Origin of the sequence: Faecalibacterium sp. I4-1-79, from assembly GCF_023347235.1 — a bacterium.
Classification (GTDB): domain Bacteria; phylum Bacillota; class Clostridia; order Oscillospirales; family Ruminococcaceae; genus Faecalibacterium; species Faecalibacterium tardum.
This window is the reverse complement of sequence record NZ_CP094467.1, coordinates 1,674,861-1,699,444: the sequence shown is the minus strand read 5'-3', so window position 1 is coordinate 1,699,444 and position 24,584 is coordinate 1,674,861. Positions and strand designations below refer to the sequence as shown.

The window sequence follows — 24,584 nt, the reverse complement described above, 5'->3', positions numbered from 1 at the left end:
CCTTTTTGGTCAGGGCAGCACACTTTTCAAAAAGGCATAGCTCTTCAGCGGCTTATCCAGATGCGTCAGGGCATAGTTTTCAGCCACTGCGGAAAGCTTTGCCAGACTGCCCACAGAGATCTTGAATGCAAATATTTTTTTGTCCTCTACTAAGCAGATGTGGCGCAGTGCAAACAACGCAGCCTTGTCCAGATTGCAGTTTTTGCCCGCCTTTGCCGCACAGGACGCGCAAAGCAGATGCCCTTCCTGTGCGTCCAGATAAAAGGCATCTCCTTCATCGTAGGTGCCGCAATCCCGGCAGCAGACCAGCTGCGGCATAAAGCCGCACTCGCTCATGGTGCGCAGCTCAAATACTGCCTTGATCACCCGCAGGTCGGTGCGGTGCTCGCTGATCATATACAGGCTGTTCAGCACTAGACGCAATTCCCGGGCCGCTTCCTCGCCGGTAGGCGAAAGCGCAGCAGCAAGTTCTGTCAGATACATGGCAAGGCTTACCCCTTCAATGGAAGAGGAAATGCCGTGGAAGACGTTCTGCACCTCGGCTTCTCGCACGGTATACATATTGCGTCCTGGCACCAGCGTAAACTCTGAATAGCAGAACAGCCCGCAGGCACTGAACAGCTTGCTTTTCAACCGCAGACTGTTTGCAGCCATTGCCGTGATCACGCCCAGTTTCGGGGTAAGGATCGTCAGAATACGGTCTGCTTCTCTATAACGGGTCTCCTTCAGTACCAGACCCATGGTCACAAATGGTTCCATCGTCTGTTTCTCCTGCCGGATGCTCGGCGGGCAGCTGCACCCGTTGTTTGTAATCGAGATAACGGAGAATATTCCCCGTGCAGGCAAAGGCCTGCCAGCTTGCAGCAGCATCCATTTTCAGCACTCCTTCCCTTTCCTGTACACAGGCTGCTTTTGTTATAGTGTCAGCCTGATTCTAGCACAGCATACAAGGGAAAACTGTCCTGCTTTGGCAGCGCTCAGCGGTTGGATGGATTCTGCTTGAAGCCGAAGTTATTCAGCAAAAATTCGTTGTCCCGCCAGTCGGATTTTACCTTGACCCAGCATTGCAAATTGACCCGGCAGCCCAGGAACTCCTCGCAGTCGGCGCGGGCAGCACTGGCAATCTTTTTAAGCATGGCACCGCCCTTGCCGATGACCATGCCCTTATGGCTCTCCCGCTCGCAGTAGATGTTCACATCAATGTCGATCAGGTCTGTGCCCGGGCGCTCCTTGAAGCGCTCCACCACCACTGCAATGCCGTGCGGGATCTCATCCCGCATAAAGAGCAGTGCCTTTTCGCGGATGACCTCGGCCACCAGCTCTTTTTCCGGCATATCGGTATAGGCATCATCATCAAAGTAATGGGGGCCTTCCACGGCATAGCGGCTCAAGGCATCGAACAGCTCCTCGCTGCCCTCCTTGTTGCGCACACTGATAGTGTAGATTGCATCAAATACACCCAGCGCCTTCAGCTCTGCCTTGCGGGCTTCCAGGTCGGCAGGATCTTTCACAAGGTCGGTCTTGTTGATGACCGCAATGGCCGGGCCGCTGCGCTGTAGCGCCTCCACCAGCACCATCTCGGATTCGTTCAGTGCACCGTAGGGTTCGAACAGCATCATGGAAACATCCACATCCGCAATGGAATCGCTGGCGGTCTTATCCATGCGTTTGCCCAGCTTATTGTGAGCTTTGTGCACACCGGGGGTATCCAGCAGCACATATTGCAGCGGCCCCCGGGTGATCACGCCGGTGATGCGGGTGCGGGTCGTCTGAGGCTTGGAGGTGACGATAGCCACCTTTTCGCCGACCAAGAGGTTCGTCAGGCTGGATTTGCCCACGTTCGGCCGTCCGATGACAGCAACGAATACAGAGGAGGTGTCGTAATGCTCCTGAACGGGTGTTGTAGTACTCAAAGTGAACTCCTGTCTTGTTTTTTATGTTCTGTTGCAGTGAAGGAATATCATTCCGTGTAGCTGACCGTGCGGGGCAGACCCAGCTGCAGCAGCACAGCCTCTTCCTTTTCGCGCATACGCATGGCTTCCAGACCGCCGTTTTCGTGGTCGTAGCCCAGCAGATGCAGCATGGAGTGGACGGTCAAAAAGGCTACCTCCCGCTGCAGCGGATGCCCATACAGATTCGCCTGCTCCATGGCACGCTCCATGCTGATGACGATATCGCCCAGCATCATGCAGCCATTATTCTCGTCGATATCATACTTGCCGTTCTCGCCCAGAGGAAAGCTCAGCACATCGGTGGGCATGGGCTTGTTGCGGTACTGGTTATTCAGCTCGGCAATGGCAGCGTTGTCCACAAAGGTAACGCTGATCTCGGCGGGGCGGTCGAAATGCTCATATTCCAGCACGGCATTGCAGGCACGGCGGATGAGGATGCGGAGCCCAGAGGGCACCTTGACAGCTTTCTGGGAGTTGGTGATCAAAACTTTGTTGGACATATCGGTCCACTCCTTTCAAAGGGTTACTTAAAATTCTTTTTGTTTTCTTTATTTTCCGCTTCGGCAGCCGGATGGGCCGCACGCTCGTAAGCCTTTACGATCTCCTGCACCAGCCGGTGACGCACAACGTCCTTATCGGTAAAGTAGCACTGTGCAATGCCGTTCACATCCTTCAGCACCTTCAGCGCGTCCACCAGACCGCTGCGGGTGCTGCCCGGCAGATCGATCTGGGTCACATCGCCGGTAACGACCACCTTAGAGCCTACACCCATACGGGTAAGGAACATTTTCATCTGCTCCGGGGTGGTGTTCTGCGCCTCGTCCAGAATGATAAAGGAATCATCCAGTGTGCGCCCGCGCATATAGGCTAGCGGCGCCACCTCGATGATCTGCTTTTCCACCAGACGCTCGTAGGTCTCTGCGCCCAGCATATCAAACAGGCCGTCGTACAGCGGCCGCAGATAGGGGTCTACCTTCTGCTGCAGGTCACCGGGCAGAAAGCCCAGCTTCTCCCCTGCCTCCACCGCCGGGCGGGTCAGGATGATACGGGAGACCTCCTTAGCCTTGAAGGCCTTCACTGCCATGGCTACGGCCAGATAGGTCTTTCCAGTACCCGCCGGGCCGACACCGAAGGTAATGGCATTGGAACGGATGGCGCTCAGGTATTCCTTCTGTCCCAGCGTTTTGGGACGGATCGGGCGTCCCTTGACCGTGACAGTAACAAAATCCTCGGTCAGCTCCTTTACGCGCTTCTCCGCGCCATCGTGCGCCAGACTGATGCAGTAGTGCACGGTCTGATCCTCCAGCGGGGTGCGGTTCTCGATCAGAAGCAGCATTCCCTCCACGGCGCGGTTCGCAGCGGCCACGTTGGCAGGCTCGCCGGAAATGCGCAGCTGTGTACCGCGGCAGACAGCGGTGACCGAAAACTCTTTTTCCAACAAGCGAATATTCCGGTCGCAGTTGCCAAAAACAGCCGCTGCGATCTCTACACTATCCAGTTCAATACACTTTTCCGCCATGGAGCTCCTCCCGAATTGCAGAATTTGATGACTATATTGTACCACCAAAATCTTCAGAAGAAAACTATGAAAAGTGCACAAAATATTTTCCTACATTCCATCGGTTTTTCCATACGAACTGTGTCTTAAAGCATTTTGATGACTTTTTTCTGAAAGCACTTGACAAAGTATATCGTGAGGCGATATACTTTAAGTGCGATATATCGGTTGACGATATAAAGACGTCCGATAGAATCCATGGAGTATTTCAGTATGGAAAACCTTGCATTGACCGAATCGACCTATTACATCCTGTTGTCTCTTTACCATCCGCAGCACGGCTATGGTATCATGCAGCAGACAGAGCAGCTTTCCGGCGGCAGAGTCCATCTTGCCGCCGGGACACTGTATGGTGCATTGACCTCCCTGTGCGAAAAAGGCTGGATCCGTCCCCTGCCTGCCGAGAGCGGCAGCCGCAAAAAGGAATACCAGCTCACCGCAGAAGGTGTACAGGTTTTAAAGCATGAGCTTGCCCGCTTGCAGCAGCTTGTGGCCAATGGTGAGAGCATCCTGAAGGAGGAAGCCTTATGAGGGAAAAGAAAACCGTTTTCAAGCTTTTCTTTGTGTGGGATTTTGAAAAAGAAGAGCGCTGGCTGAACGAGATGGCACAGGAGGGCTGGATACTGGACAATACCGGGTTTTCCTTTTATACCTTTGTACGCTGCGAACCGGGCGAGTATATCATCCGCTTGGAGATGAACCCCAGCAGTGATTACCGCGCCTTTGTAAAGGAGCTGGGTGCAGAGTATATCGGTGGCTGTGTCAACTGGGTGTACTTCCGTCGGAAAGCAGAGCTTGGCAGCTTTGAGCTGCTCTCGGATATCGACTCCCGTCTGACGCATCTGAGCCGCATCAATCGGATGCTTTCCCTGCTCTGTCTGGCAAACCTGATTCTTGGCATAACGAACTCTCTGAATCAGGCTCGCTGCGGCTGGCTGAACCTGTTGTGCGCAGCAATGCTCTCCTATGCACTGGGGCGTATCCACGGCATGAAAGCAGCGTTGGAAAAGGAACGCAGTTTGCACGAATGATTTGTCAAGCCCTTCTTTGACACAACCACAGAGAAAAAGCTGGCGTATCTTTGGATAAAAAGACAATGGCAAACCGATCTCCATCGTGATACAATAGCAAGCGTTGTGTGCCGCCGCCCGGCGGCCGTTTATACTGCTTGAAAACAAAGGAGAAGGAACCATGGAACAGCTTTTTCTGATGCCCGGTGAAGAACGATACGAGCGCTTCAAGGATGGCAACGGTGTTCCTAAGGTGCACTACTCCTACTGCTCTATGCGCGGCGCATTCTTTGACTGCGAGAGCCGCAGTCTTGAGGAAGCTCAGCGCCTGTGTGAAAACTGGCTTGTAGGACAGGATCGCTGCTACCGCAACTAACATGGAACCATAAAACCCCTGCCGCTTTGCAGACCTTTTTGCAAAACGGCAGGGGTTATTTTTATATAGGTTTTACTGCCACACCTGCGCACAGACAAGTTCCAGTACACTGCCGGCAATACAGCGGGATTTATCCGAAATCAGGAAACAGTTGGAAAGCTCCTCCCGCCGGGGGTCGATATCCGCAATCTTAAAGCCCGGTGTGACCGGATAGCCGCTGCGCAGCAGTCCGCGCAGAATGCCGGGGATCTGTGCTGTAACCGGGGTATCCTTTTCCTCGGGGGTGCGGATGGTAGCAATAACTTCACCCTTCTCTACCAAATCGCCAATTTTACGCACATTCATAAAAACACCGCCAGCCTGTGCATGGATCACCCGCTCTGCACCGTACCCGCCAATAACGCCGGGGATGCCGGTATTGGGGATAGCGCTCCCCTCCCGAATGATCCTGCCCAGCCGGTGGCCGCGTTTGGTCTCCACCACGGCATCCACGTCCTGCCCAGCAACAAAGCCTGGGCCAAGGGCAATGGTCAGCGGTGCCATATTCCGGCGGGTGCCAAGGTTGCGCTTAGCCAGAATGGCGTCTACCACGACATCAGGCTTTGCCCGGGCAATACAGGCTCCCTCCGGGTCAATGAGCACCGGAACAGCGCTCTGCGCCCAGACGGACTGTGCCTGCTCTAATGTTTCAATGCGGACAGCGCGCAGACCCTCAACAGTTGTTTCGCCTTCATACACTGCTTCACACAGAGCCACCTGACGGCGGATGGCCGCGGGCTGTGTCGTTTCCAGTACCAGCACCCGCAGCCCGGCGCTCCACAACCGGTGGATGGTTCCAGTGGCAAGGTCGCCGCCGCCGCGCACGATAATTAAGGCATCCTTTTTCATTTTGCTTCCTCCCCGGGGAAAAGTGTCTGCAACAGCACCTCCATGGAGCCGCCACAGGCAGCAATGGCCGCATCCTCGTTTTTGCCGTCAGCCGAAAGCTGCAGGCATTGCAGAACGGGCGCAGCCTGTGCCAACAGCTTCTGAGCAGCCTGTACCGTGTAATGCTCCATAATACCGCCGCCCACGCTGCCAACTGTACTGCCATCGGGCATAATGAGCATCTTTGCGCCCACATCCCGAGGAGTGGAGCCGTGCCGCGCAACGATGGTAGCCAGCACCGCCGGGGTGCTGGCTTTTTCTGCCTGCACTATCGCATCCAGCAATGTGACGGGATAGCCCTCGGTCTGGGGGCGGGCATTCTTGACCTGCACGATCTGCGCCAGAATGGAAAGCGCGATCTCCGCAGCGGTCTGCGCCCCAATGGCAAGGCCAATGGGCGCGCAGAGTGCATTGATTCGCTGGTTGTCCAGCCCTTTCTCCAACAGCTGACGGCGCACCAGTGCGGCACGACCACGGCTGCCCATCATGCCCACATAGGCCGCAGGTTTTTGCAAAATCTGAGTAAGGCAATCCAAATCAAAGGCGTGGGAGCGGGTCAGCACTGCAAAATAGGTCTCTGCCCCGCCGGGCACATTTTGAAGTGCCTGTGCAAAGGGGGCACAAAGCACGGTATCCGCTCCGGCGGCGCGCAGCTGTTGGGCAAATTCCTCCCGGTCGTCTATGGCAAGCACCGGCAGACCGAGAAGCTTTGCCTGCTTTACAAGAGCAGCAGCCACATGACCGCCGCCGCAGACTACCAGCTGCGGCACAGCACCAAAGCGCTCGGCAAATACCCGCCGCCCGTCCAGTGTAAGAAAGCCTGTGGCGGTACAGGCTTGCAGGGCTGAAAGCTGGCGCTGCAAAAGCTCGGCGCTCCGGGTCTGCCATAGGGCATCTCCGTCCCGCAGCAGCAGCTGACTGCCCGCCTCTGCGCCTTCCAGCACGGTAGCCAGCGTATAGCTACCGGTCTGGTTTGTATCTTGCAGAACGTCTGCAAGCGTTTGTCTGTTCATTGGTGTCCCTCTCCCTCTGTTATTGCTCCACCGGCGTAACCTTATCAAACTGTGTTTGATCCAGTGCTGCCTGCCAGCTTTGCCAGTCCTCCGGCAGCATCCGCCATGCAAGCCCGCACCCCGCCGAGATCTCACGCGGCAGCGGGATCAGACGCCCGGGCACCTGTCGGGCATGGCATTGCTTTTCCCACTCCATAGCCTCTAAAGTGGTACGGAAGGAAAGCACGATATAATTTCGTTTTATTCGCATAAAAGTTCCCGGGCAAGTGCGCAGACCGCCTGCGCTGCCCGCTGCACCTCCTGCTCCGTATTGAAATGGGAAAAGCTGAACCGTACTACGCCCTGCTCCACAGTGCCAAGCGCCTTGTGCATCAGCGGAGCACAGTGTGCTCCGGCACGCACGCAGACGCCATAGTCCTCCCACAAGATATCTGCCACCCGGGCAGAATCCTCTTGCCCGATATTCAGCGCTACAATGGGCGCACGGGGCTGCATGGTCATATCACCATACACTGTTACGCCCGGTGCCTTGCGCACCTGCTCATAAAACAGGCGGGCAAGGGCGGCTTCCCGGGCAGCAAGGTTTTCTACACCCTGTTCCAGCAGCCATTGTACACCGGCGCAAAGCCCTGCAAGGCCGTGCACGTTCAGCGTGCCAGCCTCCAGTGCGGTGGGCATCTGCAAAGGGTGCGTTTCATCAAAGCTGTGCACGCCGCTGCCGCCCACAAGGAGCGGCGCAACACGCAGGCCGGGGCGCACATAAGCGCCGCCGGTGCCTTGCGGCCCCAAAAGCGCCTTGTGCCCGGTAAAACACAAAGCATCTATGCCCAGCTGCTGTACATCAATGAACTGCGCACCGGCAGTTTGGGCAGCATCGACAATCAGCGCTAGACCGTGCCGGTGCGCAAAGTCTGCTGCACGGGCAAGGTCTGTGCCATTGCCGGTCACGTTGGAAGCTCCCGTCACCACCAGCGCCCGGGTCGTGGGACGCAGCAGTGTTTCCCACTGGTCGTAGCAAAGCCGTGCAGCAGCATCCACCCCGGTAAAAGAGACCTCTACCCCCTGCGCCCGCAACCGGTATAGTGGGCGCAGAACGGAGTTATGCTCGCATACCGTTGTGATGACATGGTCGCCCGGATGCAGCACACCGTTCAGTACTGTGTTCAGCGCCATGGTCGCATTGGCGGCAAAAACAATGCAGGAAGGGTCTGGCGCATGGAAAAGCGCTGCCAGCGCCAGACGGGTATCCAGCACGACCCGTGCGGCGTGAAGGGTAGGCTCGTGTGCGCCGCGCCCGGGATTGCCAGCCGTATGCAGTGCCTCCACAATAGCCTGTTCCACCTGCGGTGGTTTATGCAGGGTGGTGGCTGCGTTGTCAAGATAAATCACGGCTTTACCACGTTCCCTGCCTGCGTCAGCTTTTCGGCAATGGTGTACATGTTGGTCACACTGCCCACAGCCAGCTTCTCGGTAAGGCCGTAGAAGTTCAGGCAGGTACCGCAGGTCAGGATCTCCACGCCCTGTGCTTCCAATGCCTTAAGATCCTCCAGCATGGCAGAGCCTTCACAGGTCAGCGCTGCGCCGCCATTATAGAACAGGATCGTCTTGGGCAGCTTGTCCTGCTGGGTCAGTGCGAACACAAAGGCCTTGAGCAGGGTCTTGCCCAGCTCCTCGCTGCCCTCGCCCATAACGGCAGCGGAAATAGCCACCACCGTATCCGTGCGGGCATCCGGTACGCAGACAGGGGCTTGCTCTGCCGGTGCGCTTTCTGCTTCGCCCAGCGTGAACAGCACGCGGTATTTGCGCTCTTCCAGCTTTTCAGCACTATACTGATAGCCCTTCTGCTGTGCCATCTTGGTCAGGTTCTGTACGGCGATCTCGTTGTCCACCAGTACCTCCACCTGTCCCGCGCCCTGCAGCTCGGAAATAGCTTTTTTTGCCTTAACAACAGGCAACGGGCAGGCATCGCCCAGCGCATCCACTTTGATAAATTCAGCCATGCTGATTACTCCTCTCATTTGTCTGTTACGGCGATCTCAATTTCCTGTTTCGGCAGAATCTCTCCCACAATGCTTGCGGGCAGACCTGCGGCGCGCAGTTCCTGTTCCAGTGCCGCTGCATCCGCCGGGTCTACTGCCAATAGCAGCCCGCCGGAGGTCTGCGGGTCGAACAAAACTTCCTCCATGGCAAAGCTTACGTTTTCAAACTGGACGAATGGCCCGGTATGGTTGCGGTTGCGCTGCCCGGCGGCGGTGTACAAAAACGCATCCGCCGCTTTTTCCGCGCCCGGCAGCACCGGCACGGCATTTGCATGGATGACGCAGGAAAGTTTGCCGCCCATCATTTCATGCAGATGGCCGAGAAAGCTGAAGCCGGTCACATCCGTAGCGGCATGGACGCGGTATTTGCGGCTGAGCTCTGCCGCCGTTTTGTTCAGAGTGGTCATGGAGCGGATGGCAGCTTCCATCTCCTCCGGGGCGGCTTCGCCCACACGGTTTGCCGTGCACAGCAGCCCCACACCCAAAGCCTTGGTCAATACCAGCTTGTCGCCCGGCATACCGGTGTCGTTCGTATACATCCGGTGCGGGTCTACAAGGCCGGTTACAGAAAGACCGTATTTCACCCCGCTGTCCGCAATGGAGTGCCCGCCTGCAAGACTGCCGCCGGCTTCTGTCACCTTCTCTGCACCACCGCGCAAAATCTCGCCCAGCACGTTCAGATCCATATCCTCCGGGAAGCAGACCAGATTCAGGGCGGTCTTTACCTCGCCGCCCATGGCGTAGACATCACTCAGGGCGTTTGTGGCTGCAATTTGCCCAAAGGTGTAGGGGTCGTCCACCATCGGAGGAAAAAAATCCACGGTCTGCACCAGCGCAATGTCGTCCGTAATGCGGTAGACTGCAGCATCATCCCGGCTGTCGTAGCCAACCAGAAGATCCGGGTCTTTTTCGCCCCGGGGCAGCTTTTCCAGAATACGGCTCAACACTCCGGCACCCAGCTTTGCAGTGCAGCCGCCCCCGGTACAGAATACGATCTTATCTTCCTTGCTCATGCACGTTCTTCCTCTTTAAAATGCGTCAGTACGCACGGAATACCCTGCTGACGCAAAAGCTGTTGTATTTGTATGCCCTGCTGCTGCAATTCCGGTGTATCGGCCTGATTGAGTACGGCGTAAAACTGCCGGTTTCCCACCGCCTTGCGTCCGCCCTGCGCACTTGCAAGCAGCTGTGCCAGCATGGACGGCGTAATGGGCGCATCCGGCGCAGCCGCTAAAAACTGCGGACGGATTGTATCGTAGCGGAAGCAGACCTCTCGCAGGGGCTTACCCAGCGCCGAAAGCCCTGCTACCGCCAAAACGATATCGCTTTGGGGTAGCAGCACCGGCTCGTGCGCCGCCGGGAGCTTGCAGGGGTGGTGCTTTGCCCCGTCCGCCTCTATAAATACCGCATCTGCCTGTGCCATCCGGCGCAAAAGCTGCTGCGGCGGCAGGGTCAACTTCCCGTTTTCTGCCGGGGTGCCGATCACTACGTAGTGACCCGCTTGCCATAAGGCGGTAAGCGCTGCGTCATCCGGTGCATAGCAGGCAGCAGGCTGCCGGATATGGGTAGTCGTGGTCACAGGCACCCGCCATCCCTTACGGGCACAGTGGTCTGCCATGGCATACAGCAAGGTCGTTTTGCCCCCGCCGCCTACCAGAGAAACGATATGCCCTTTCTCTGCCAGAAACGGAAGCTCTTTTTCGTTCAGCATCTGCTTTTAGTGCTTGGCTGTAACTGCCATTGCGATCTGCTCCGGGGTGATGGGCAGCTCGTAGAAGCGGGTACCGATGGCGTTGTAGATGGCGTCCGAGATGGCGGGCAGCGGCGTATTGATGACCACCTCACCGATGGACTTTGCGCCAAAGGGGCCGTTAGACTCGTAGCTGTTCTCAAATTCCACATGGATGTGGCCGATATCGTTGCGAGCAGGGATCTTATACTGGAACAGAGAGTTCTCTTCCGGGTAGCCGTTTCTGTCGTAGGTGATGTTCTCGGTCAGGGTCATGCCGATGCCCTGCAAAATGCCGCCCTCTGCCTGCACACGGGTCAGGTTGGGGTTGATGGGGGTGCCGCAGTCCACACAGGCGTCAAATTCCAGCACCTTCACCTCGCCGGTCTCGGTATCAACCTCTACTTCGGCAGCGCCCACCATATACGGCGGCGGCGACAAAGGCGAGGTGTGAGTCTCGGTGAATTCCAGCGGGATTTTATGGCCGAACTGGGAAGCAAAAGCGATCTCGGACAAAGTCTTTTGGCGGGTGGGGTCGGCGCTTTCAAACACGACCTTGCCGTCAAACTCCACAGCATCCGCCGGGCAGCCCAGCAGCTCCGCGCCCAGTTTGCAGATCTGTTCCCGCAGCTTCATGGCGCACTTCTCAGTGGCCTTACCGGTGACATAGGTTGTGCTGGAAGCGTAGGAGCCGGAATCGTAGGGGGAGGAATCCGTATCCGCACCAAAGACGGTAATGTTATCCAGCGGGCAGTCCAGCACCTCGGCGGCGATCTGTGCCAGCGTGGTGTCGCAGCCCGTGCCCATATCGGCTGCACCGATCATCATGGTATAGAAGCCGTCATCATTCAGCTTGAGGGTAGCGCTGCCCACGTCCATGCCGGAGATACCGGAGCCCTGCATGGCCATACCCATGCCTACGGCACGGATCTTGCCGTTGCCCATATCCCGGGCGGGGTACTTGTGCTCCCAGTCGATCATCTCGCGCACCTTGAGTACGCACCGGTCCAGTGCGCAGCTGGTATTTACAGCGCCGTAGTAGGCGGGCATCACATCGCCCTCCTGCACGGTGTTCTTCAGGCGCAGTGCAATGGGATCCATGTTCAGCTTGTGTGCCAGCTCGTTCACCGCAGACTCCACCGCAAACAGACCCTGCGTAGCACCATAGCCGCGGTACGCACCGGCAGACATGTGGTTGGTATATACCACATCACTGACAAAGCGGAAGGCTTCGGCCTTGCCGTACAGCGGAATGGACTTATGACCAGACAGACCCACGGTAGTGGGGCCATGCTCACCGTAAGCACCGGTGTTAGACAGGGTGTACAGGTCAATGCCCTTCACAATACCGTCCTTGGTCGCACCCAGACGGACGTGCATTTCCATCTCATGGCGCGGCGAAGAAGCCGTCTGGCTTTCCACGCGGCTGAAGATGAGCTTGGAAGGTTTTTTGGTCATCCAGGTCACAAAGGCCGGGTAAACCTCGCTGACAGCGGTCTGCTTTGCACCAAAGCCGCCGCCGATGCGGGGCTTGGAAACACGCACCATGGATTTGGGGATATGCAGTGCATTGGCGATGTTGCGGCGGGCATGGAAAACGATCTGGGTAGAGCTGAGCACATTCAGCCGCCCGTAAGTATCAATGGAGCAATAGGTGCGGAAGGTTTCCATCATGGCCTGCTGGCAGGCCTTGGTGTGGTACACATGGTCGATGACCACATCGCACCCGGCCAGCACAGCGTCGATATCACCGTTGCCGCATTCATCATGAGCGCAGAGGTTGCGCTTATTGTCGGCACCCACGGGGGCAAGGCTCTCCCAGTTGTCTTCCGGGTGCACAAGGATAGGATTATCCTTTGCGGTGTGGAAATCCAGCACGGCTTCCAGCACCTCATAATCCACTTTAATGAGCTTGAGCGCCTTGTCCACGCACTTTTCGTCCTTACCGGCTACGATGGCCACCACGTCTCCCACAAAGCGGACGTGGCGATCGATCAGCAGACGGTCGTAGGGGCTGGCTTCCGGGTAGGTCTGGCCGGCCTGCGTGTAGCGGCGGGCATTCTGCGGCACATCCTCCCAAGTGAAGATGGCTTCGATGCCGGGCACCTTTTTGGCAACAGCGGTGTTGATGGTGCGGACGATGGCGTTTGCATGGGGCGAGCGCAGCAGCTTGACGATCAGGCAGTCCTGCGGGATGATATCATCCATATAAACAGGCTGGCCGGTGACCAGCTGCATCGCGTCTTTTTTGCGGAACGGTTTGTTGACGGTTTTCACTGTACGCCCTCCTTCTGCTTTTTCCATGCCAGAAAGCTCATGATGCCGCGCAGCTGGCCTTCGTAGCCGGAGCAACGGCACAGGTTTCCGGCAAGGTATTCCTTCACCTGCTCTTCGGTGGGGTACGGCTGCTCCCGGAATAAAGCCAGCGCGTTCATGATAAAGCCCGGGTTGCAGAAGCCGCACTGTTCTGCGCCCTGATCTGCAATAAAGGCACCAAACTCGGCGGCCTCTTCCTGCAAGCCCTCCAGCGTAGTGATCTTATGTCCATCGGCGCGGGCTGCCAGCACCGAGCAGGACAACACCGGTTTATCGTCCATGAACACCGTGCACAGACCGCAGTTGGAGGTCTCGCAGCCGCGCTTAACGCTCTTGCAGCCGTGTGCACGGACAAAATCGATCAAAAGCATATCCGGGGCGATCTCCTCGGATACCCGGACGTCGTTCAATGTAAGTGTGATCTGCATTTACTTTTCCTCCTGCATTTTACGCTGTTCCAGTTCCAGTACCGCGCGCTTTGTCAGCACGCCAGCCAGATGCCTGCGGTATTCGGCGCTGCCGCGCATATTGGAGCCGGTAATGACCTGCGCCTTTACGCTTTCGGCAAACTGTGCAGCAAGCTGTTCTGCCGCAAGAGCAGGCTCTGCCGGGAGCTCGAACCGCACGGCGCACAGCGGACGCGCACCGATGACGATGCGGTAATCTCCAGTCTCCATCCGGGCAGCGGCACAGGTCAGCACCGGGATATCGGTCTGGCTGTTGCGCACCGACTGGTAATAAAGCTGCATCGGTGTCTTTTTTACGATCAGCCGCACCAGAATGTCCCGGTCGTAGGGGCGCTGGGCATATTCCTGCAAAGGCAGGATGCCACCCTTGTACAGTTCTACATCACAGTCCATGGCAAGGAACATGGTCAGTACATCCGAAAAGCCGAACCGGCTGTAAATGCTGCCGCCCACGGTTGCCAGATTGCGCAGCTGCACGCCCACGATATGGCGCACAGCCTCACGCATGGCACCGTGGGTGTAGGCAGCAAGCCCCGGATGCTGCTCCAGCTGGCGCAGGGTGACCATAGCACCGATGGAAAAGCTATCCTCGGTCTCCTCAATGGTATCCAGCCCCAGACCGGAAAGGTCGATGGCGGTGCCGACATTGATGGTTTCCATCTTCAACCAGATCATGCCGCCCAAAATGCGGTTTGGCTTTTTCTGGTTCAGCTGCCACGCTTCCTCCAGACTTTCTGCCCGCTTGTATTCTCGGATCGTCATCATGTGCAGTACCTCTCTTTTCTATCGCTGCGATATCTCTGCTTTTATTTTAGCACAGCTTTCGATATAATACTATTATAAAATGCTGCTGAAGGAGTGTTTTTGTATGAAGAAGTCGCTTACGGTCGGCTGTGTGATCATGGCCTCCGGGCTGAGCCGCCGGTTTGGCACAAACAAGCTGCTGGCGGATTTTTGCGGGCAGCCCATGCTCTGCCGTGCTTTTGACGCTACCGCCACACCCGGTATCGCTGCCCGCATCGTGGTGACCCGCTCGGAAGAGGTGCAGGCGTTGTGCAGGGCGCACGGCGTTCCGGTGCTGCTGCACAGTCTGCCCGGCCGCAATGATACCGTTCGACTGGGCCTTTCGGCACTGCTGGAGCAGCAGCCGGAGCTTAGCGGCTGTATGTTTCTGCCCGGGGATCAGCCCCTGCTGCGCCGGGAGACGGTAGAAACTATGACAGAGCGCTTTTGCCGCGAACAGCCATCCCCGACAGAATGGCAAAAAGAAACAGAACGGGAGATCTTCCGTCTGGGCGCCGTGGCCGATAACGACCCGACACCTCTTGTTGGAAGTCCCGTTCTGTTTGGAAGCAGTTTCTTTTCGGAACTGCTCACCCTACCGGAAAGCAAAGGCGGCAACGTGCTGCTTAAAAAGTACCCTGCACAGGTGCGCACGATCTGCATTGCAGACAGCGCAGAACTGCTGGATGCAGACACCCCGGAGGTGTTGCAGCAACTGGAGACCATTGCCCGGCAAAAAGGCTAAAGCTTACTCTGCCATATCGTTCTTGGGCAGCAGCACGTTCAGCAGAATCGCCACAAAGGCGGCCGGAACGATACCGGACTCGCCACAGATCAGCTGGAAGACCTGCGGAGCCTGTGCCAGAATGCCGCTGTTGGCACCCATACCGTAGCCCACGCCCAGCGCCACAGACACGATGGTCAGGTGGCGCGGGGTCATCTTTTCCTTAGTGATCAGCTGGATGCCGCTGACCACGATGGAAGAGAACATCATAACGGCTGCACCGCCCAGAACGGCCTGCGGCATGATGGAGATCAGCGCGCCCAACTTGGGAATCAGGCCGCAGAGGATCAGGAACACAGCACCGGAGGCCAGTGCCATGCGGTTGACCACCTTAGTCATGGCCACCAGACCCACGTTCTGGCTGAAGGAGGTATTGGGCAGCACGCCGAACAGTGCGGCAAAGGTTGAGCCGAGACCATCGCAGATAACGCCGCCGGACAGCTCCTTATCAGAGGGCTCACGGTTCATGCCGCCCTCCATCACGCCGGAGATATCGCCCACAGTCTCCACTGCGGTAACGATGAACATGATCAGCACCGGCAGGATCGCACGGGCGTCAAATACCACCTTGACCGGCATCAGCTTGGGCACTGCGAACCAGGAAGCCTGCGCCACCTTGCTCCAGTTGAGCACCCATGCCTTGGTGAACTCTACGCCATCAGCAGTCACGCCAGTGGTGGGCAGTACCAGCCCCATGATGAAAGCAACCACATAACCGGCCAGAATGCCGATGAGGATGGCGGAGGAGCTGAGGAAACCGGTAGTCCAGTGCTTGAAGAACAGGATGACCACCAGCACGAACAGTGCCAGCAGCAGGTTTTCCACAGAGCCGAAGTCCTTGGCTTTGTTGCCGCCGCCGAAGGAGTTGATGCCCACCGAGATCAGCGAAAGGCCGATGGAAAGCACCACCGTGCCGGTGACCACCGGCGGAAAGAACCTGCGCAGCGGCTTCAGGAAGAAGCCCAGCACGCTTTCAAAAATACCGCCGATGATGGATGCGCCCATGATTGCGCCATAGGCCAGCACACCGCCGCCCATCGTGCCCACAACGCTGTTGAACACGCCGATAAAGCCGGAACTGGTACCCATGATGATAGGCACTGCGCCGCCCACGGGTCCGATGGTGAACAGCTGCACCAGCGTGACGATACCTGCCACGAACATGGCGCTCTGCAGCAGGGTGACCTGCAAGTCTGCGAACTCGCCGCCTGCAATGCCGCAGGCGCTGGTGATGATCAGCAGCGGGGTCAGGTTGCCCACGAACATGGCGCAGACGTGCTGCAAGCCCAGCGGGATGGCCTGACGCAGGGACATTTTGGCTTCAAATTGATAAGCCGCTTCTTCAAGCTTGACTTCCTTCAAAAATTCCACTCTCCTCAAGGTTTTAAAGGTTTATGCGGTTCGGATGCTTTGCAAAAAAGCGAAAATATTATAGCAAAATGCAGATAAGATGTAAAATAAGTATGACTTTTATATGAAAAATTGCTGCATTCTATAATCGAACTTTTCTCCGGCAGACAAGCAAAAAAGCAGGGTTTCTACATGATTTGTCCAGCCCGATGTTGCTGGCATCATACAGAATCCCCTGCTTTTTTTGTGCTTTTCTCTGTTTTTTGTGCGATACAGAAAAATTTGCTTCTCTGTGGTCAGAGCAGTCCATAATCTCGCAAACAGCGCGTCAGCCCTGCCTGGGTGGTGTCAAATACGATGCCCTGCGCCCGTAGCTTGCTGCAATCCATTGCAAGATTCCGTGCCCAGTCAGCTTCCTGAATATCGACTGTAATTCCCAGTGTCTCAGCAAACTGCCGGGCGGTCAATACCATATTTTCAGCGTTCTCACTGCCAAAGTTATAGACCCCACCGGGCAGGGTCAGGGCAGGCTCCAGCAGCGCCACCGCCTGACGGACATAGGTGATACCCCGGAAATCCTGGACAGAAAAGCGGACAGATTCTCCCCGCTGTGCCGCACGCAGAAGGTTCAGCAGCAGGTTGCCCCGGATGGGCAGCCGGTAGCCCGGCAGGTCGTACATCCATGTGGCACGCAGCAATACGGCACTCGGGCAGAGCACCTGCACCCGCTGCTCCATTTCCAGCTTGCCCTGCCCATACACATTGGCAGGCTGCAGCGGAATGTTCTCCGGCAGCGGGCCGGACTGCTCTATACCAGCATAGACCTGATCCGAGCTGAAGGCCACCAGTTTTGCGCCGGTCTCAGCTGCGGCACGGGCAAGCCAGACCGGCAGCTCCACATTGGCGCGGTAAGCCTGCTCCGGGTGATCGGCGCAGTAGCCGGTATCCGAAATGGCTGCGGTGTGCAGGATGACATCCGGGCGCTGCTGCAAAACAGCCTGCCGCACGGCGTTCTCCCCTGCCACTGTCAGAAAGCCTTTGGGAAAAGTGCATAGGTCGTACCGCCCCGTCCATTGCTGCATCACGCGGGAACCTACAAAGCCGCCTGCACCGGTTACAAGGATCTTTTTCATTTTGTTCTCCCGCTATAAGGTCTCAGATAAAAAATTCCAGCACGAACACCACTGCACAGCAGCCTGCAGCCACCTGAAACAGACTCGCGCCAAACCATGCGGCAGCAATGCCAACTACCAGTGCAACAGCACCGGCTGCCGGGCTCTGTGTTGCCTGAATGATGGCCGGGAAGGTCATCACAGCCAGTGTCACATAGGGCACATAGTACAAAAACGACTGGATAAAGCGGTTTTTAATCGGTTTGCGGATCAACGTCAGCGGCAGGATACGGATAGCATAGGACACCAACGCCATGACCGCAATATAGATATAATTGTTATGCGTCATTTTCGTTTTCCTCCTGCCTGACCGGGAACAGCACCGCCGCTGCACCGGAGATTGCCACCGTCAAAAGAATGGTGCGGGTGCCCTCGGAGAGCGCCGAGATGCCCGGCAGATAGCTGCACAGAAAGCTCAGCGCAAAACTGATGACCACCAGCACCGCAACGATCCGGTCTTTGCGAGCCGGCGGGATAATGATAGCCAAAAACATCCCGTACAGTGCCACACTCAGGGCACTGACTACCCGCAGCGGCAGTAGATTGCCCGCGATAATGCCCAGCGCCGTGCCGGACGCCCAAGCCGGTGCCGCCAGCAGGATAGCACCATAGGTATAGTACGGGTTCAGGCTGCCCGGGCGGGCGATGGTAATTCCGAACAGCTCGTCCGTGACGTCATAGCCGATGAGCAGCCGATGCCAGAAGGGTGTTTCCGGCGCAAAGCGCTGTGCCAGCGCGCAGCTCATCAGTAGATACCGTGCATTGGCGATCAGGGTGATGACCGCCACCTCAAAATAGGTGGCATTTGCCATAATCAGCGCAAATGCGGCATATTCGCCTGCGGAGGCGTTGTTCAGCAGGCTGACAAGAAATCCCTGAAACGGCGTAAAGCCCGCCTTGCGCGCCGCAATGCCCAGTGAAAATGATACCGCAAAATAGCCCAGCGCAATGGGCACGCCATCCCGCATTCCATCGCAGAACACCTTGCGGCTGAACTGATCTGCCCTTCCTGTTTGGACGAGCTGCGGCTCTAAAAGCCTCTGCTTCGATTCCATAGTTGATACTTCCCCTTTCCTATTTTGCAAACAACAGATTCTATTATACTCCCCCGCAGGCAGAGAAGAAAGGGGTTTCGGGCTTTTTTGTGTAAAATACTGCGGTCAAAATGCTTAGAGTTTGCGCTGGTACAGGAGATACTTTGAACGTTACAGCTTGTTTGATCGTGCTGGAAGATAAAAAAACACCCCGGGAGGTTTCGTTTTTACGGAACCCTCCGGGGTGATGGTGCTGTTGGGGGTTACTCGAGCTCGGTAAGTTCGGAGCCTTACTAAACAAATTTGTTTAGTAAGGCTATTCTTGAATGTTCACTTTTTCATGAGATTGCTGTGCTAGATGTGGCTTGCTGATTTTTTAGTATCAGGATAGTATCACTCAACCAGCGGGATCTCTGGGAGTATTATAACGTATTTACGTTCAGGATGCAACCGTCTTTTAAGGATTACTTCTTGCTTGCATCTGCCAGATAGTTTTCTCCCCATTTACACATCGCATCCAAAATAGGAATGATGCTTCTCCCAAAGTCGCTGAGCGAATATTCTACCTTTGGCGGCACAACAGGATAAACTTTCCGAATAACCAAGTTATCATTTTCAAGCTCCCGAAGCTGCTGTGTCAGCATTTTAGGCGTTGCCTTGGGAATCAACTTTCCTATCTCATTAAAGCGCAAGGTATTATCAATCAAATGCCACAGAATAAGTGCTTTATATTTCCCACCAATCAAATCGAGGGTTGCTTCAACCGGGCAGCTAAAGGTACTTGGACATTTCATTTTTCTCTTCCCTACACTATCTTTTTAGGTAGTATATAACAAAAAAGTGCGTTCTTGCTTTTTTGAAAACGACTGATAAAATCATAGCATAGGCCGATTGAATTATCAAGACCCTACACAAATTTACACTTCCAGAAAGGACCATCACATTATGGATTTTTTGACACTTGCAAAGAAACGGTATAGTGTACGCGCTTACACAAAGCAGAAGGTTGAGAAGGAAAAGCTGGATGCCATCTTAGAGGCAGCTCACGTTGCACCCACGGGTGGTAATTGCCAGCCTCAACACCTGATTGTAGTGCAGAGTGATGAGGGCCTTCGTAAAATTGGAAAGGCCACAAATATCTATGGTGCGCCGCTGGCAATTATCGTTTGCAGCGATACAAATAAGGTCTGGACACGTCCCTTTGATGGTAAAAAGCTGACCGATATTGATGCAAGCATCACTACCGACCACATGATGATGGAAGCCACCTACTTAGGTTTAGGAAGCGTATGGGTATGCTATTTCAAGCCGGACATCCTGAAGGCTGAATTTAAGATTCCCGACAACCTTGAACCGGTCAACATCCTTGTCCTCGGCTACGCCGACACCTCTCGTGAAAAGGCTCTGTCCGCAGATCGCCATGCAAAAATGAGAAACTCTCTTTCTGCTATGGTATCTTTCGAGAAGCTTTAACTTAAAATTATATCTTTATATCATTCTATTTTCTCTGGCACGTCCAACCATTAAGTTTTTCTTAATAGTTCCAACTGATAAACTCGAACCATCCAAAAATCCCGGATAGTTGACAGACTGCCCAAGTTATTAAGCAACGCTTAACAACTGCCCTGAACTCTTCGGATTTTCCGAAAAGTTGCCCCTATATGTACAGACCCCCGCCAGCATCCGCTGGCGGGGGTCTACTATGCTTACAGCTCTACGTTGTTCTGCCTGTTCTTCTTCTGGCTTCTATCCGCAGTCTGCTCCTGCTCCCTCATAAGCCCAATGACCTGCTGCATCTTTTCGACACCGAAATAGTTCCATACTCGCCTGAAATCACGTTTCATCGCATAGAGCTGAGAGTTTTCAGCCTCCACCTCTTTCAGCCGCTGGCTTAGATGATGGGTAGCTTTCTTCTCGTCCTGATAGAAGTGCAGATACTTATCCCGCTCATCCTTGACCTCCCAGTACTTCCGATGGAGGGTAAAGAGTACCTTCACCAACTTCTGGATCAGCGGCATGGCCTTCTTCTCCCGATAGCTCTTGGCGGTCTCAAACGTGGCTGCTTCTGGCACCCATTCTTCTGGCCGCTGGGAGTATTGCGCTGACAAGTTTTCCAAACCTTCCATAATGGGGGCCAGCTTGTTCAGCTTCTGGCTCTGCTTCTGGTAGGTCAGCTCTGCTTTCTGTACCCGCTGTTCAGCGGCTTCTACGGCTGTCTGCGCTGTTTCCAGCTGTTCCTGCATCTCGGTCAGGTCGGTCTGGCGCTCCTGCTTGGCAGCTTCCAGAGCCGCCACCTCTTTACTGCGCTCCCGCTTCTTGAAGTCCAGCACAGACAGGTGCTCTTCGTGGGTGCCTTTCTGTTCCCACTCGATGCCGTGCCGCTCCATCACGGCAGCAAGCCGTTCTTTCTCGGCGTTGATCCACTGGTTCAACTCGGATTCTCGCTTGGAACCGCCTGCAAAGCCCAAGGCCTTCAGAGCCTGCTTCAGAGAAACCTTGGTGTCCAGTCCTTTGCCCTTCCAGCCGGACACATATGGCACGAAGTCGATGTGCAGATGGGGCGTAGCTTCATCCATGTGGAGGAAAGCCCCGAACACCCGTAGCGTCGGGTTCCGCTCTTGGAAGCCCTGCATATACTCGTCCAGCAGTTCCTTTGCCAGTGCGCCGTTCTCGGTCAGGACACCCATATCATCCTTGTTGCCGATCTGGACGATCAGCTCATGGAAAAGCTTTTCCTGCTTGCCTGTCCGCAGGTGCTCATAGTAGTCGGTGATACAGCGGTCCTTGCGCTTCTGCTTGGCGTTGTAGCGGTTCACTGCCTCATCAAACAGTTCGTGGTACACCTTCTGAATCAGTTCATCCCGGTACACGACATTCAGACTGCTGCGCTCCGGGTCTACGTTTTCAGCGGTGAAACTTCTCCGGTTATGGTTGAGGGAGCCGGGACCCCGCATTGCGGAAATAGTTCTTTTCAATCGCACGTCCTTTCTCTGTGGAAGTAACTGGTGCCGGACACGACAAAGGCTTTGTTACTTTCGTCGAAAGTAACGCAAAAGCACTTTTGACAGACGTTCCGTCCATCAAAAGATGCCTTTGCGCCCTGCCGGGGGCTTCCGTCTGCGGACGGGGTTTCGCTGTACCTCGCCGCTGCCCGGTCCAACACCACCTTCCTGCGTGATTGCATTCACAGGAGCGTGACACGCTCCTGTACTTTGCCAATAGAGGGACTCACCAGCGGAAGCTTTCTGGCACGCCTCGTCTGTCCAGATACTCCTGCCGAGCCTGCTCCCGCTGTTCCTCGGTGGGTGCTGTTTTGTACTGGGCATACAGCTCATGCCGCAGCATCGCATCCAATTTTTGCTCCAGACCCTGCTCAATGACCTCTTCGTACTCATTTTCGCCGCTCAAATGATAATGCAGCAAGGCGACGAAAAGTTCCTGCGAAATCTGCACATTTTTCATCGTTATCACCATCCCGTGTCGGTTGTGTCGATTGTGACGGTATTTTACATAGTAGCAAAAATACCGTCACAACCGTCACGAATCGTCACGCCCCAGAATTTTCCAGCGTTAATTTGACCACCCTGCCCTCATGGGTGCGCCTGCTTTCGTACCGAATCCCATAGTCGTTGTAGAGCCTGTCGGCACTCACATTCAGCTTCCGGGTCAGGATGTTTGCCTGTATGCTCACACCCGGCAGACGTTCCAGCAGTTCCGTGGGCGCACCGCTCCACTCCGGCTGTTCCGGGGTGAGCACCTTTGCCACCGCTTCCAGAAGCGGGTCGGGCGGCAGTTTCCAGAGTTCCGTTTCGGCTCCTTGGAACTCCCACACGCAGCGTTCCCGGTTGAACTCCAACGTCAACTCCTGATCCGGCTGGTCACGTCCCACAATGTCCAGCAGGGCGGTGTTGTCCGTGCGCCGCTTCTTCTGCATGATGAATGCGCCATCCGCCGCACCCAACAGACCGTTGGTGCCGGAGATCATATCAAAGCTGTCCTCGGCTTCCATCTTCCGGGTGTGATGAACCACCAGCAGGCAGATGCCGTACCTGTCGCTGAAAGTTTTCAGTTTGGTCACGATCTCGTAGTCGCTGGCGTAGCTGTATCGGTCCCCGCCGATCTCCCGCACCTTCTGCAGGGTGTCGATGATGATGAGCCGTACATCCGGGTGCTCCCGGATGAATCCTTCCAACTGCTGGTCAAGTCCCTCGCTCACGGACTTAGCTTGCGTTGCGAAGTAGAGATTGTTGGTCTCCTCTACCCCGAACATCCGGGAGAGCCGCCGCTGCAGCCGGGCGTAATCGTCCTCCAATGCCAGGTAGAGGACGGTGCCTTGATGCACCTCGTACTCCCACAGCGGAAGCCCCATCGCCACATGGTAGGCGAGCTGCCCCATGAAGAAGGACTTGCCCACCTTGGGCGCACCTACGAAGAGGTAGGTGCCACTGTACAGCAAGTCGTTCACGATGGGTTTCCGGGGTGGATATACCGTGTCGTACAGCTCGGTCATTGATACCGTGTTCAGCCCGAAATTGTTTGACTTTTTCGCGGCTTGCAGATTGATTTGCTTGTCCGAATTTGTTATAATATTGGTGGTAATTTTATCAGACGACTGTACCGCATCTGCGCCAACAGATGTACCCGGTACGGTCGTTTTTCTATTGTCCGTCATTCGCATTCCTCCTTAAGTCCGTTCAACGTCAGACTTACCATTTGCAGGGTCTCCAGCAAGTCCGGCGGGACTTCTTCATCCACGGCCAGCCGCTGCAATTCCTGATAGATCAGCTCCATCTGGCCTCGTAGGGCTTTGTAGACCCTTGGGTTGCCTACCACGGTGATCTCCCGGTCAGTCAGGCGGCGGATGATATACTCCTGTTTGGTCAACCCGGAGAGCTTTACTTTGGCTTCCAGAACCTCGTCCTCTTCCGGGGACATTCGGAAGGCCACCACCTTGTTCCGCCAGCGGCCTTGCTGGTCGAGTACTCGTTCCATCTTCATCCCTCCCTTCGCTCCATGTCCAGCTTCTGCGCCATCTCCTGCTGCTTTGAGGGGAAAAGGTGGGCGTACTTATAGGTGATGTCCACGCTCTCATGCCCCACCCGGTCTGCAATTGCCAGAGCCGAGAAGCCCATCTCGATCAACAGTGATACATGGGAGTGCCGCAGGTCGTGGATTCGTATCCGCTTCACCCCGGCCTCCTTGGCTCCCCTGTCCATCTCGTGGTGCAGGTAGCTCTTGGTCACCTCAAAGATCCGCTGGTCTGGCTGGACTTTGTAGAGGGATTTCAGATAGTCTCTGATCTCGTCCGTCAGAAACTGCGGCATCTGGATGACCCGGACGCTCTTGGGTGTTTTCGGGTCGGTGATCACATCCCGGCCTTTCAGCCTTTGATAGGATTTGGTGATGGAGAGCAGCCCCTTGTCCAAGTCGAAGTCTGCCGGGGTCAGAGCCAGCAATTCGCCCTCCCGGATGCCACACCAGTAGAGGACCTCAAAAGCGTAATAGGATTGCGGCTTGTCCATCATCGCTTCTGCAAACTTGAGGTACTCCTCCTTTGTCCAGAAAAGCATTTCCTTGTGCTTTTCTGACCCCATGCACCCGGCTGTTGCTGCTGCGTTTGATTTCAGCCCGTAGAACCGGACGGCGTGATTCAGGATGGCACTGAGTTGTCCATGCAGCGTCTTGAGGTAGGTCGGTGAGTAGGCCTTGCCGTTTTTGTCCCGGTAGTTCAGCATCTCGTTCTGCCATTCGATCACATCCCGTGGCTTTATCTCGCTGAGCCGCTTTTCTTTGAAATACGGTAAGATTTTCGTTCGGATGATGTGCTCTTTGGTAGACCAGGTGTTTTCCCGGAGTCGCTTTTTCTTGTCCGTGATATAAATTTCCACGAAGGCTTCAAAGGTCATGGTCAGGTCTGCCGCCTGCTGAAGAAGGAACTCCCGCTCCCACGCCAGAGCGTCCTTCTTGGTGGCAAACCCCCGTTTCAGCTTCTTCTGCTTCACACCTTGCCAGTTTTCGAAGTAAAAGGAAGCGTACCATGTGCCCTGTTTGCTGTCCTTGTAGGCTGGCATCTT

The 24,584-nt window shown here is 55.7% G+C and carries 29 protein-coding genes; 5 read left to right on the top strand and 24 right to left on the bottom strand.

Annotation, left to right across the window (positions count from 1 at the left end):
- Positions 1 to 9 precede the first annotated feature (9 nt).
- From recO to MTP36_RS08475, 4 genes are all read right to left on the bottom strand, one after another.
- Positions 10 to 759, bottom strand: a complete 750-nt coding sequence (gene recO / locus MTP36_RS08490; RefSeq protein WP_249247627.1) for a DNA repair protein RecO — start codon at positions 757 to 759, stop codon at positions 10 to 12.
- 218 nt (positions 760 to 977) lie between these two features.
- Positions 978 to 1,913 carry a GTPase Era gene (era, locus tag MTP36_RS08485; RefSeq protein ID WP_055184371.1) on the bottom strand — a complete coding sequence of 312 codons (936 nt, stop codon included), beginning with the start codon at positions 1,911 to 1,913 and terminating at the stop codon, positions 978 to 980.
- 47 nt (positions 1,914 to 1,960) lie between these two features.
- Positions 1,961 to 2,452 (bottom strand): rRNA maturation RNase YbeY, encoded by a 492-nt coding sequence (gene ybeY / locus MTP36_RS08480; protein WP_005925846.1) that lies wholly within the window; start codon positions 2,450 to 2,452, stop codon positions 1,961 to 1,963.
- A 23-nt stretch (positions 2,453 to 2,475) separates the two neighbouring features.
- A complete protein-coding gene (locus MTP36_RS08475) occupies positions 2,476 to 3,471 on the bottom strand; it encodes a PhoH family protein (RefSeq protein WP_097780335.1) in 996 nt (331 codons plus the stop codon).
- Positions 3,472 to 3,723: 252 nt separating this feature from the next.
- Between MTP36_RS08475 and MTP36_RS08470 the strand changes: the two genes are divergently transcribed.
- The 3 genes from MTP36_RS08470 to MTP36_RS08460 all read left to right on the top strand — a co-directional run bounded on the left by MTP36_RS08470 (position 3,724) and on the right by MTP36_RS08460 (position 4,896).
- Positions 3,724 to 4,041: a PadR family transcriptional regulator gene (locus MTP36_RS08470; protein ID WP_223474338.1), complete on the top strand. Its 318-nt coding sequence runs from the start codon at positions 3,724 to 3,726 to the stop codon at positions 4,039 to 4,041.
- A complete protein-coding gene (locus tag MTP36_RS08465; RefSeq protein ID WP_249247624.1) occupies positions 4,038 to 4,541 on the top strand; it encodes a DUF2812 domain-containing protein in 504 nt (167 codons plus the stop codon). Before MTP36_RS08470 ends, MTP36_RS08465 begins: the two co-directional genes overlap by 4 nt.
- 160 nt (positions 4,542 to 4,701) lie before the next feature.
- Positions 4,702 to 4,896, top strand: coding sequence for a DUF3873 family protein (locus tag MTP36_RS08460; protein WP_015538508.1), 195 nt, complete (start codon positions 4,702 to 4,704; stop codon positions 4,894 to 4,896).
- Positions 4,897 to 4,968: 72 nt separating this feature from the next.
- Here MTP36_RS08460 and yqeB read toward each other — a convergent pair whose 3' ends face one another.
- From yqeB to MTP36_RS08410, 10 genes are read right to left on the bottom strand one after another with little or no spacing between them, the layout of a single operon-like run.
- Positions 4,969 to 5,784, bottom strand: coding sequence for a selenium-dependent molybdenum cofactor biosynthesis protein YqeB (gene yqeB, locus MTP36_RS08455; protein WP_249247622.1), 816 nt, complete (start codon positions 5,782 to 5,784; stop codon positions 4,969 to 4,971).
- Positions 5,781 to 6,836, bottom strand: a complete 1,056-nt coding sequence (locus MTP36_RS08450) for an XdhC family protein (protein ID WP_249247620.1) — start codon at positions 6,834 to 6,836, stop codon at positions 5,781 to 5,783. The genes yqeB and MTP36_RS08450 overlap by 4 nt, the downstream gene beginning before the upstream one ends.
- Positions 6,837 to 6,855: 19 nt before the next feature.
- Complete coding sequence (locus MTP36_RS08445; protein WP_097780340.1) at positions 6,856 to 7,086, bottom strand: DUF3343 domain-containing protein; 231 nt, start codon at positions 7,084 to 7,086, stop codon at positions 6,856 to 6,858.
- On the bottom strand, positions 7,077 to 8,225 hold the full coding sequence (locus MTP36_RS08440) for an aminotransferase class V-fold PLP-dependent enzyme (protein ID WP_249247617.1): 1,149 nt from the start codon (positions 8,223 to 8,225) through the stop codon (positions 7,077 to 7,079). The genes MTP36_RS08445 and MTP36_RS08440 overlap by 10 nt, the downstream gene beginning before the upstream one ends.
- The gene (gene yedF, locus MTP36_RS08435; protein ID WP_249247615.1) at positions 8,222 to 8,836 is read right to left on the bottom strand and encodes a sulfurtransferase-like selenium metabolism protein YedF; all 615 of its coding nucleotides are present in this window, start codon (positions 8,834 to 8,836) and stop codon (positions 8,222 to 8,224) included. The genes MTP36_RS08440 and yedF overlap by 4 nt, the downstream gene beginning before the upstream one ends.
- A gap of 14 nt (positions 8,837 to 8,850) precedes the next feature.
- The gene (gene selD / locus MTP36_RS08430; RefSeq protein WP_249247597.1) at positions 8,851 to 9,888 is read right to left on the bottom strand and encodes a selenide, water dikinase SelD; all 1,038 of its coding nucleotides are present in this window, start codon (positions 9,886 to 9,888) and stop codon (positions 8,851 to 8,853) included.
- Positions 9,885 to 10,586: a selenium cofactor biosynthesis protein YqeC gene (gene yqeC, locus MTP36_RS08425; protein ID WP_249247588.1), complete on the bottom strand. Its 702-nt coding sequence runs from the start codon at positions 10,584 to 10,586 to the stop codon at positions 9,885 to 9,887. The genes selD and yqeC overlap by 4 nt, the downstream gene beginning before the upstream one ends.
- A gap of 6 nt (positions 10,587 to 10,592) precedes the next feature.
- Positions 10,593 to 12,881, bottom strand: coding sequence for a xanthine dehydrogenase family protein molybdopterin-binding subunit (locus MTP36_RS08420; RefSeq protein ID WP_249247579.1), 2,289 nt, complete (start codon positions 12,879 to 12,881; stop codon positions 10,593 to 10,595).
- Positions 12,878 to 13,348, bottom strand: a complete 471-nt coding sequence (locus MTP36_RS08415) for a (2Fe-2S)-binding protein (RefSeq protein WP_249247577.1) — start codon at positions 13,346 to 13,348, stop codon at positions 12,878 to 12,880. The genes MTP36_RS08420 and MTP36_RS08415 overlap by 4 nt, the downstream gene beginning before the upstream one ends.
- Positions 13,349 to 14,152 (bottom strand): FAD binding domain-containing protein, encoded by an 804-nt coding sequence (locus MTP36_RS08410; protein WP_249247567.1) that lies wholly within the window; start codon positions 14,150 to 14,152, stop codon positions 13,349 to 13,351. It lies immediately after the preceding gene.
- A 103-nt stretch (positions 14,153 to 14,255) separates the two neighbouring features.
- Here MTP36_RS08410 and MTP36_RS08405 point away from each other — a divergent pair, with 103 nt between their 5' ends.
- Positions 14,256 to 14,915, top strand: a complete 660-nt coding sequence (locus MTP36_RS08405) for a nucleotidyltransferase family protein (RefSeq protein WP_249247564.1) — start codon at positions 14,256 to 14,258, stop codon at positions 14,913 to 14,915.
- Between the two features lie 3 nt (positions 14,916 to 14,918).
- Here the strand turns inward: MTP36_RS08405 and MTP36_RS08400 are convergent, their stop codons facing one another.
- From MTP36_RS08400 to MTP36_RS08380, 5 genes are all read right to left on the bottom strand, one after another.
- Complete coding sequence (locus MTP36_RS08400) at positions 14,919 to 16,268, bottom strand: uracil-xanthine permease family protein (RefSeq protein ID WP_242852891.1); 1,350 nt, start codon at positions 16,266 to 16,268, stop codon at positions 14,919 to 14,921.
- 332 nt (positions 16,269 to 16,600) lie between these two features.
- Positions 16,601 to 17,437 (bottom strand): SDR family oxidoreductase, encoded by an 837-nt coding sequence (locus tag MTP36_RS08395; protein ID WP_249247562.1) that lies wholly within the window; start codon positions 17,435 to 17,437, stop codon positions 16,601 to 16,603.
- Between the two features lie 22 nt (positions 17,438 to 17,459).
- On the bottom strand, positions 17,460 to 17,765 hold the full coding sequence (locus tag MTP36_RS08390; RefSeq protein ID WP_005925791.1) for an AzlD domain-containing protein: 306 nt from the start codon (positions 17,763 to 17,765) through the stop codon (positions 17,460 to 17,462).
- Complete coding sequence (locus MTP36_RS08385; protein WP_249247560.1) at positions 17,755 to 18,531, bottom strand: AzlC family ABC transporter permease; 777 nt, start codon at positions 18,529 to 18,531, stop codon at positions 17,755 to 17,757. The genes MTP36_RS08390 and MTP36_RS08385 overlap by 11 nt, the downstream gene beginning before the upstream one ends.
- A 443-nt stretch (positions 18,532 to 18,974) precedes the next feature.
- On the bottom strand, positions 18,975 to 19,304 hold the full coding sequence (locus MTP36_RS08380) for a winged helix-turn-helix transcriptional regulator (RefSeq protein ID WP_128117876.1): 330 nt from the start codon (positions 19,302 to 19,304) through the stop codon (positions 18,975 to 18,977).
- A 151-nt stretch (positions 19,305 to 19,455) separates the two neighbouring features.
- Between MTP36_RS08380 and MTP36_RS08375 the strand changes: the two genes are divergently transcribed.
- A complete protein-coding gene (locus MTP36_RS08375; protein ID WP_249247558.1) occupies positions 19,456 to 19,983 on the top strand; it encodes a nitroreductase family protein in 528 nt (175 codons plus the stop codon).
- Positions 19,984 to 20,216: 233 nt separating this feature from the next.
- Here MTP36_RS08375 and MTP36_RS08370 read toward each other — a convergent pair whose 3' ends face one another.
- The 5 genes from MTP36_RS08370 to MTP36_RS08350 all read right to left on the bottom strand — a co-directional run bounded on the left by MTP36_RS08370 (position 20,217) and on the right by MTP36_RS08350 (position 24,581).
- The gene (locus MTP36_RS08370) at positions 20,217 to 21,485 is read right to left on the bottom strand and encodes a plasmid recombination protein (RefSeq protein WP_249247542.1); all 1,269 of its coding nucleotides are present in this window, start codon (positions 21,483 to 21,485) and stop codon (positions 20,217 to 20,219) included.
- A gap of 253 nt (positions 21,486 to 21,738) precedes the next feature.
- Positions 21,739 to 21,972, bottom strand: a complete 234-nt coding sequence (locus tag MTP36_RS08365; RefSeq protein WP_097778380.1) for a complexin-2 — start codon at positions 21,970 to 21,972, stop codon at positions 21,739 to 21,741.
- Positions 21,973 to 22,057: 85 nt separating this feature from the next.
- The gene (locus MTP36_RS08360) at positions 22,058 to 23,182 is read right to left on the bottom strand and encodes an AAA family ATPase (RefSeq protein ID WP_249247526.1); all 1,125 of its coding nucleotides are present in this window, start codon (positions 23,180 to 23,182) and stop codon (positions 22,058 to 22,060) included.
- Positions 23,179 to 23,508 (bottom strand): plasmid mobilization protein, encoded by a 330-nt coding sequence (locus MTP36_RS08355; protein ID WP_249247518.1) that lies wholly within the window; start codon positions 23,506 to 23,508, stop codon positions 23,179 to 23,181. Before MTP36_RS08355 ends, MTP36_RS08360 begins: the two co-directional genes overlap by 4 nt.
- Positions 23,505 to 24,581: a site-specific integrase gene (locus tag MTP36_RS08350; RefSeq protein WP_249247515.1), complete on the bottom strand. Its 1,077-nt coding sequence runs from the start codon at positions 24,579 to 24,581 to the stop codon at positions 23,505 to 23,507. Before MTP36_RS08350 ends, MTP36_RS08355 begins: the two co-directional genes overlap by 4 nt.
- Positions 24,582 to 24,584 lie beyond the last annotated feature (3 nt).

Coding starts and splice junctions, on each gene's coding strand:
- yqeB (WP_249247622.1), bottom strand. CDS start 5,784: ATGAAAAAGGATGCCTTAATTATCGTGCGCGGCGGCGGCGACCTTGCC.
- MTP36_RS08405 (WP_249247564.1), top strand. CDS start 14,256: ATGAAGAAGTCGCTTACGGTCGGCTGTGTGATCATGGCCTCCGGGCTG.
- MTP36_RS08450 (WP_249247620.1), bottom strand. CDS start 6,836: ATGAACAGACAAACGCTTGCAGACGTTCTGCAAGATACAAACCAGACC.
- MTP36_RS08360 (WP_249247526.1), bottom strand. CDS start 23,182: ATGACGGACAATAGAAAAACGACCGTACCGGGTACATCTGTTGGCGCA.
- MTP36_RS08390 (WP_005925791.1), bottom strand. CDS start 17,765: ATGACGCATAACAATTATATCTATATTGCGGTCATGGCGTTGGTGTCC.
- MTP36_RS08365 (WP_097778380.1), bottom strand. CDS start 21,972: ATGAAAAATGTGCAGATTTCGCAGGAACTTTTCGTCGCCTTGCTGCAT.
- selD (WP_249247597.1), bottom strand. CDS start 9,888: ATGAGCAAGGAAGATAAGATCGTATTCTGTACCGGGGGCGGCTGCACT.
- MTP36_RS08385 (WP_249247560.1), bottom strand. CDS start 18,531: ATGGAATCGAAGCAGAGGCTTTTAGAGCCGCAGCTCGTCCAAACAGGA.
- MTP36_RS08410 (WP_249247567.1), bottom strand. CDS start 14,152: ATGATGACGATCCGAGAATACAAGCGGGCAGAAAGTCTGGAGGAAGCG.
- MTP36_RS08350 (WP_249247515.1), bottom strand. CDS start 24,581: ATGCCAGCCTACAAGGACAGCAAACAGGGCACATGGTACGCTTCCTTT.
- MTP36_RS08355 (WP_249247518.1), bottom strand. CDS start 23,508: ATGAAGATGGAACGAGTACTCGACCAGCAAGGCCGCTGGCGGAACAAG.
- yedF (WP_249247615.1), bottom strand. CDS start 8,836: ATGGCTGAATTTATCAAAGTGGATGCGCTGGGCGATGCCTGCCCGTTG.
- MTP36_RS08460 (WP_015538508.1), top strand. CDS start 4,702: ATGGAACAGCTTTTTCTGATGCCCGGTGAAGAACGATACGAGCGCTTC.
- MTP36_RS08470 (WP_223474338.1), top strand. CDS start 3,724: ATGGAAAACCTTGCATTGACCGAATCGACCTATTACATCCTGTTGTCT.
- MTP36_RS08475 (WP_097780335.1), bottom strand. CDS start 3,471: ATGGCGGAAAAGTGTATTGAACTGGATAGTGTAGAGATCGCAGCGGCT.
- MTP36_RS08380 (WP_128117876.1), bottom strand. CDS start 19,304: ATGAAATGTCCAAGTACCTTTAGCTGCCCGGTTGAAGCAACCCTCGAT.
- MTP36_RS08400 (WP_242852891.1), bottom strand. CDS start 16,268: ATGTCCCTGCGTCAGGCCATCCCGCTGGGCTTGCAGCACGTCTGCGCC.
- MTP36_RS08375 (WP_249247558.1), top strand. CDS start 19,456: ATGGATTTTTTGACACTTGCAAAGAAACGGTATAGTGTACGCGCTTAC.
- MTP36_RS08465 (WP_249247624.1), top strand. CDS start 4,038: ATGAGGGAAAAGAAAACCGTTTTCAAGCTTTTCTTTGTGTGGGATTTT.
- yqeC (WP_249247588.1), bottom strand. CDS start 10,586: ATGCTGAACGAAAAAGAGCTTCCGTTTCTGGCAGAGAAAGGGCATATC.
- MTP36_RS08415 (WP_249247577.1), bottom strand. CDS start 13,348: ATGCAGATCACACTTACATTGAACGACGTCCGGGTATCCGAGGAGATC.
- MTP36_RS08395 (WP_249247562.1), bottom strand. CDS start 17,437: ATGAAAAAGATCCTTGTAACCGGTGCAGGCGGCTTTGTAGGTTCCCGC.
- ybeY (WP_005925846.1), bottom strand. CDS start 2,452: ATGTCCAACAAAGTTTTGATCACCAACTCCCAGAAAGCTGTCAAGGTG.
- recO (WP_249247627.1), bottom strand. CDS start 759: ATGGAACCATTTGTGACCATGGGTCTGGTACTGAAGGAGACCCGTTAT.
- MTP36_RS08445 (WP_097780340.1), bottom strand. CDS start 7,086: ATGCGAATAAAACGAAATTATATCGTGCTTTCCTTCCGTACCACTTTA.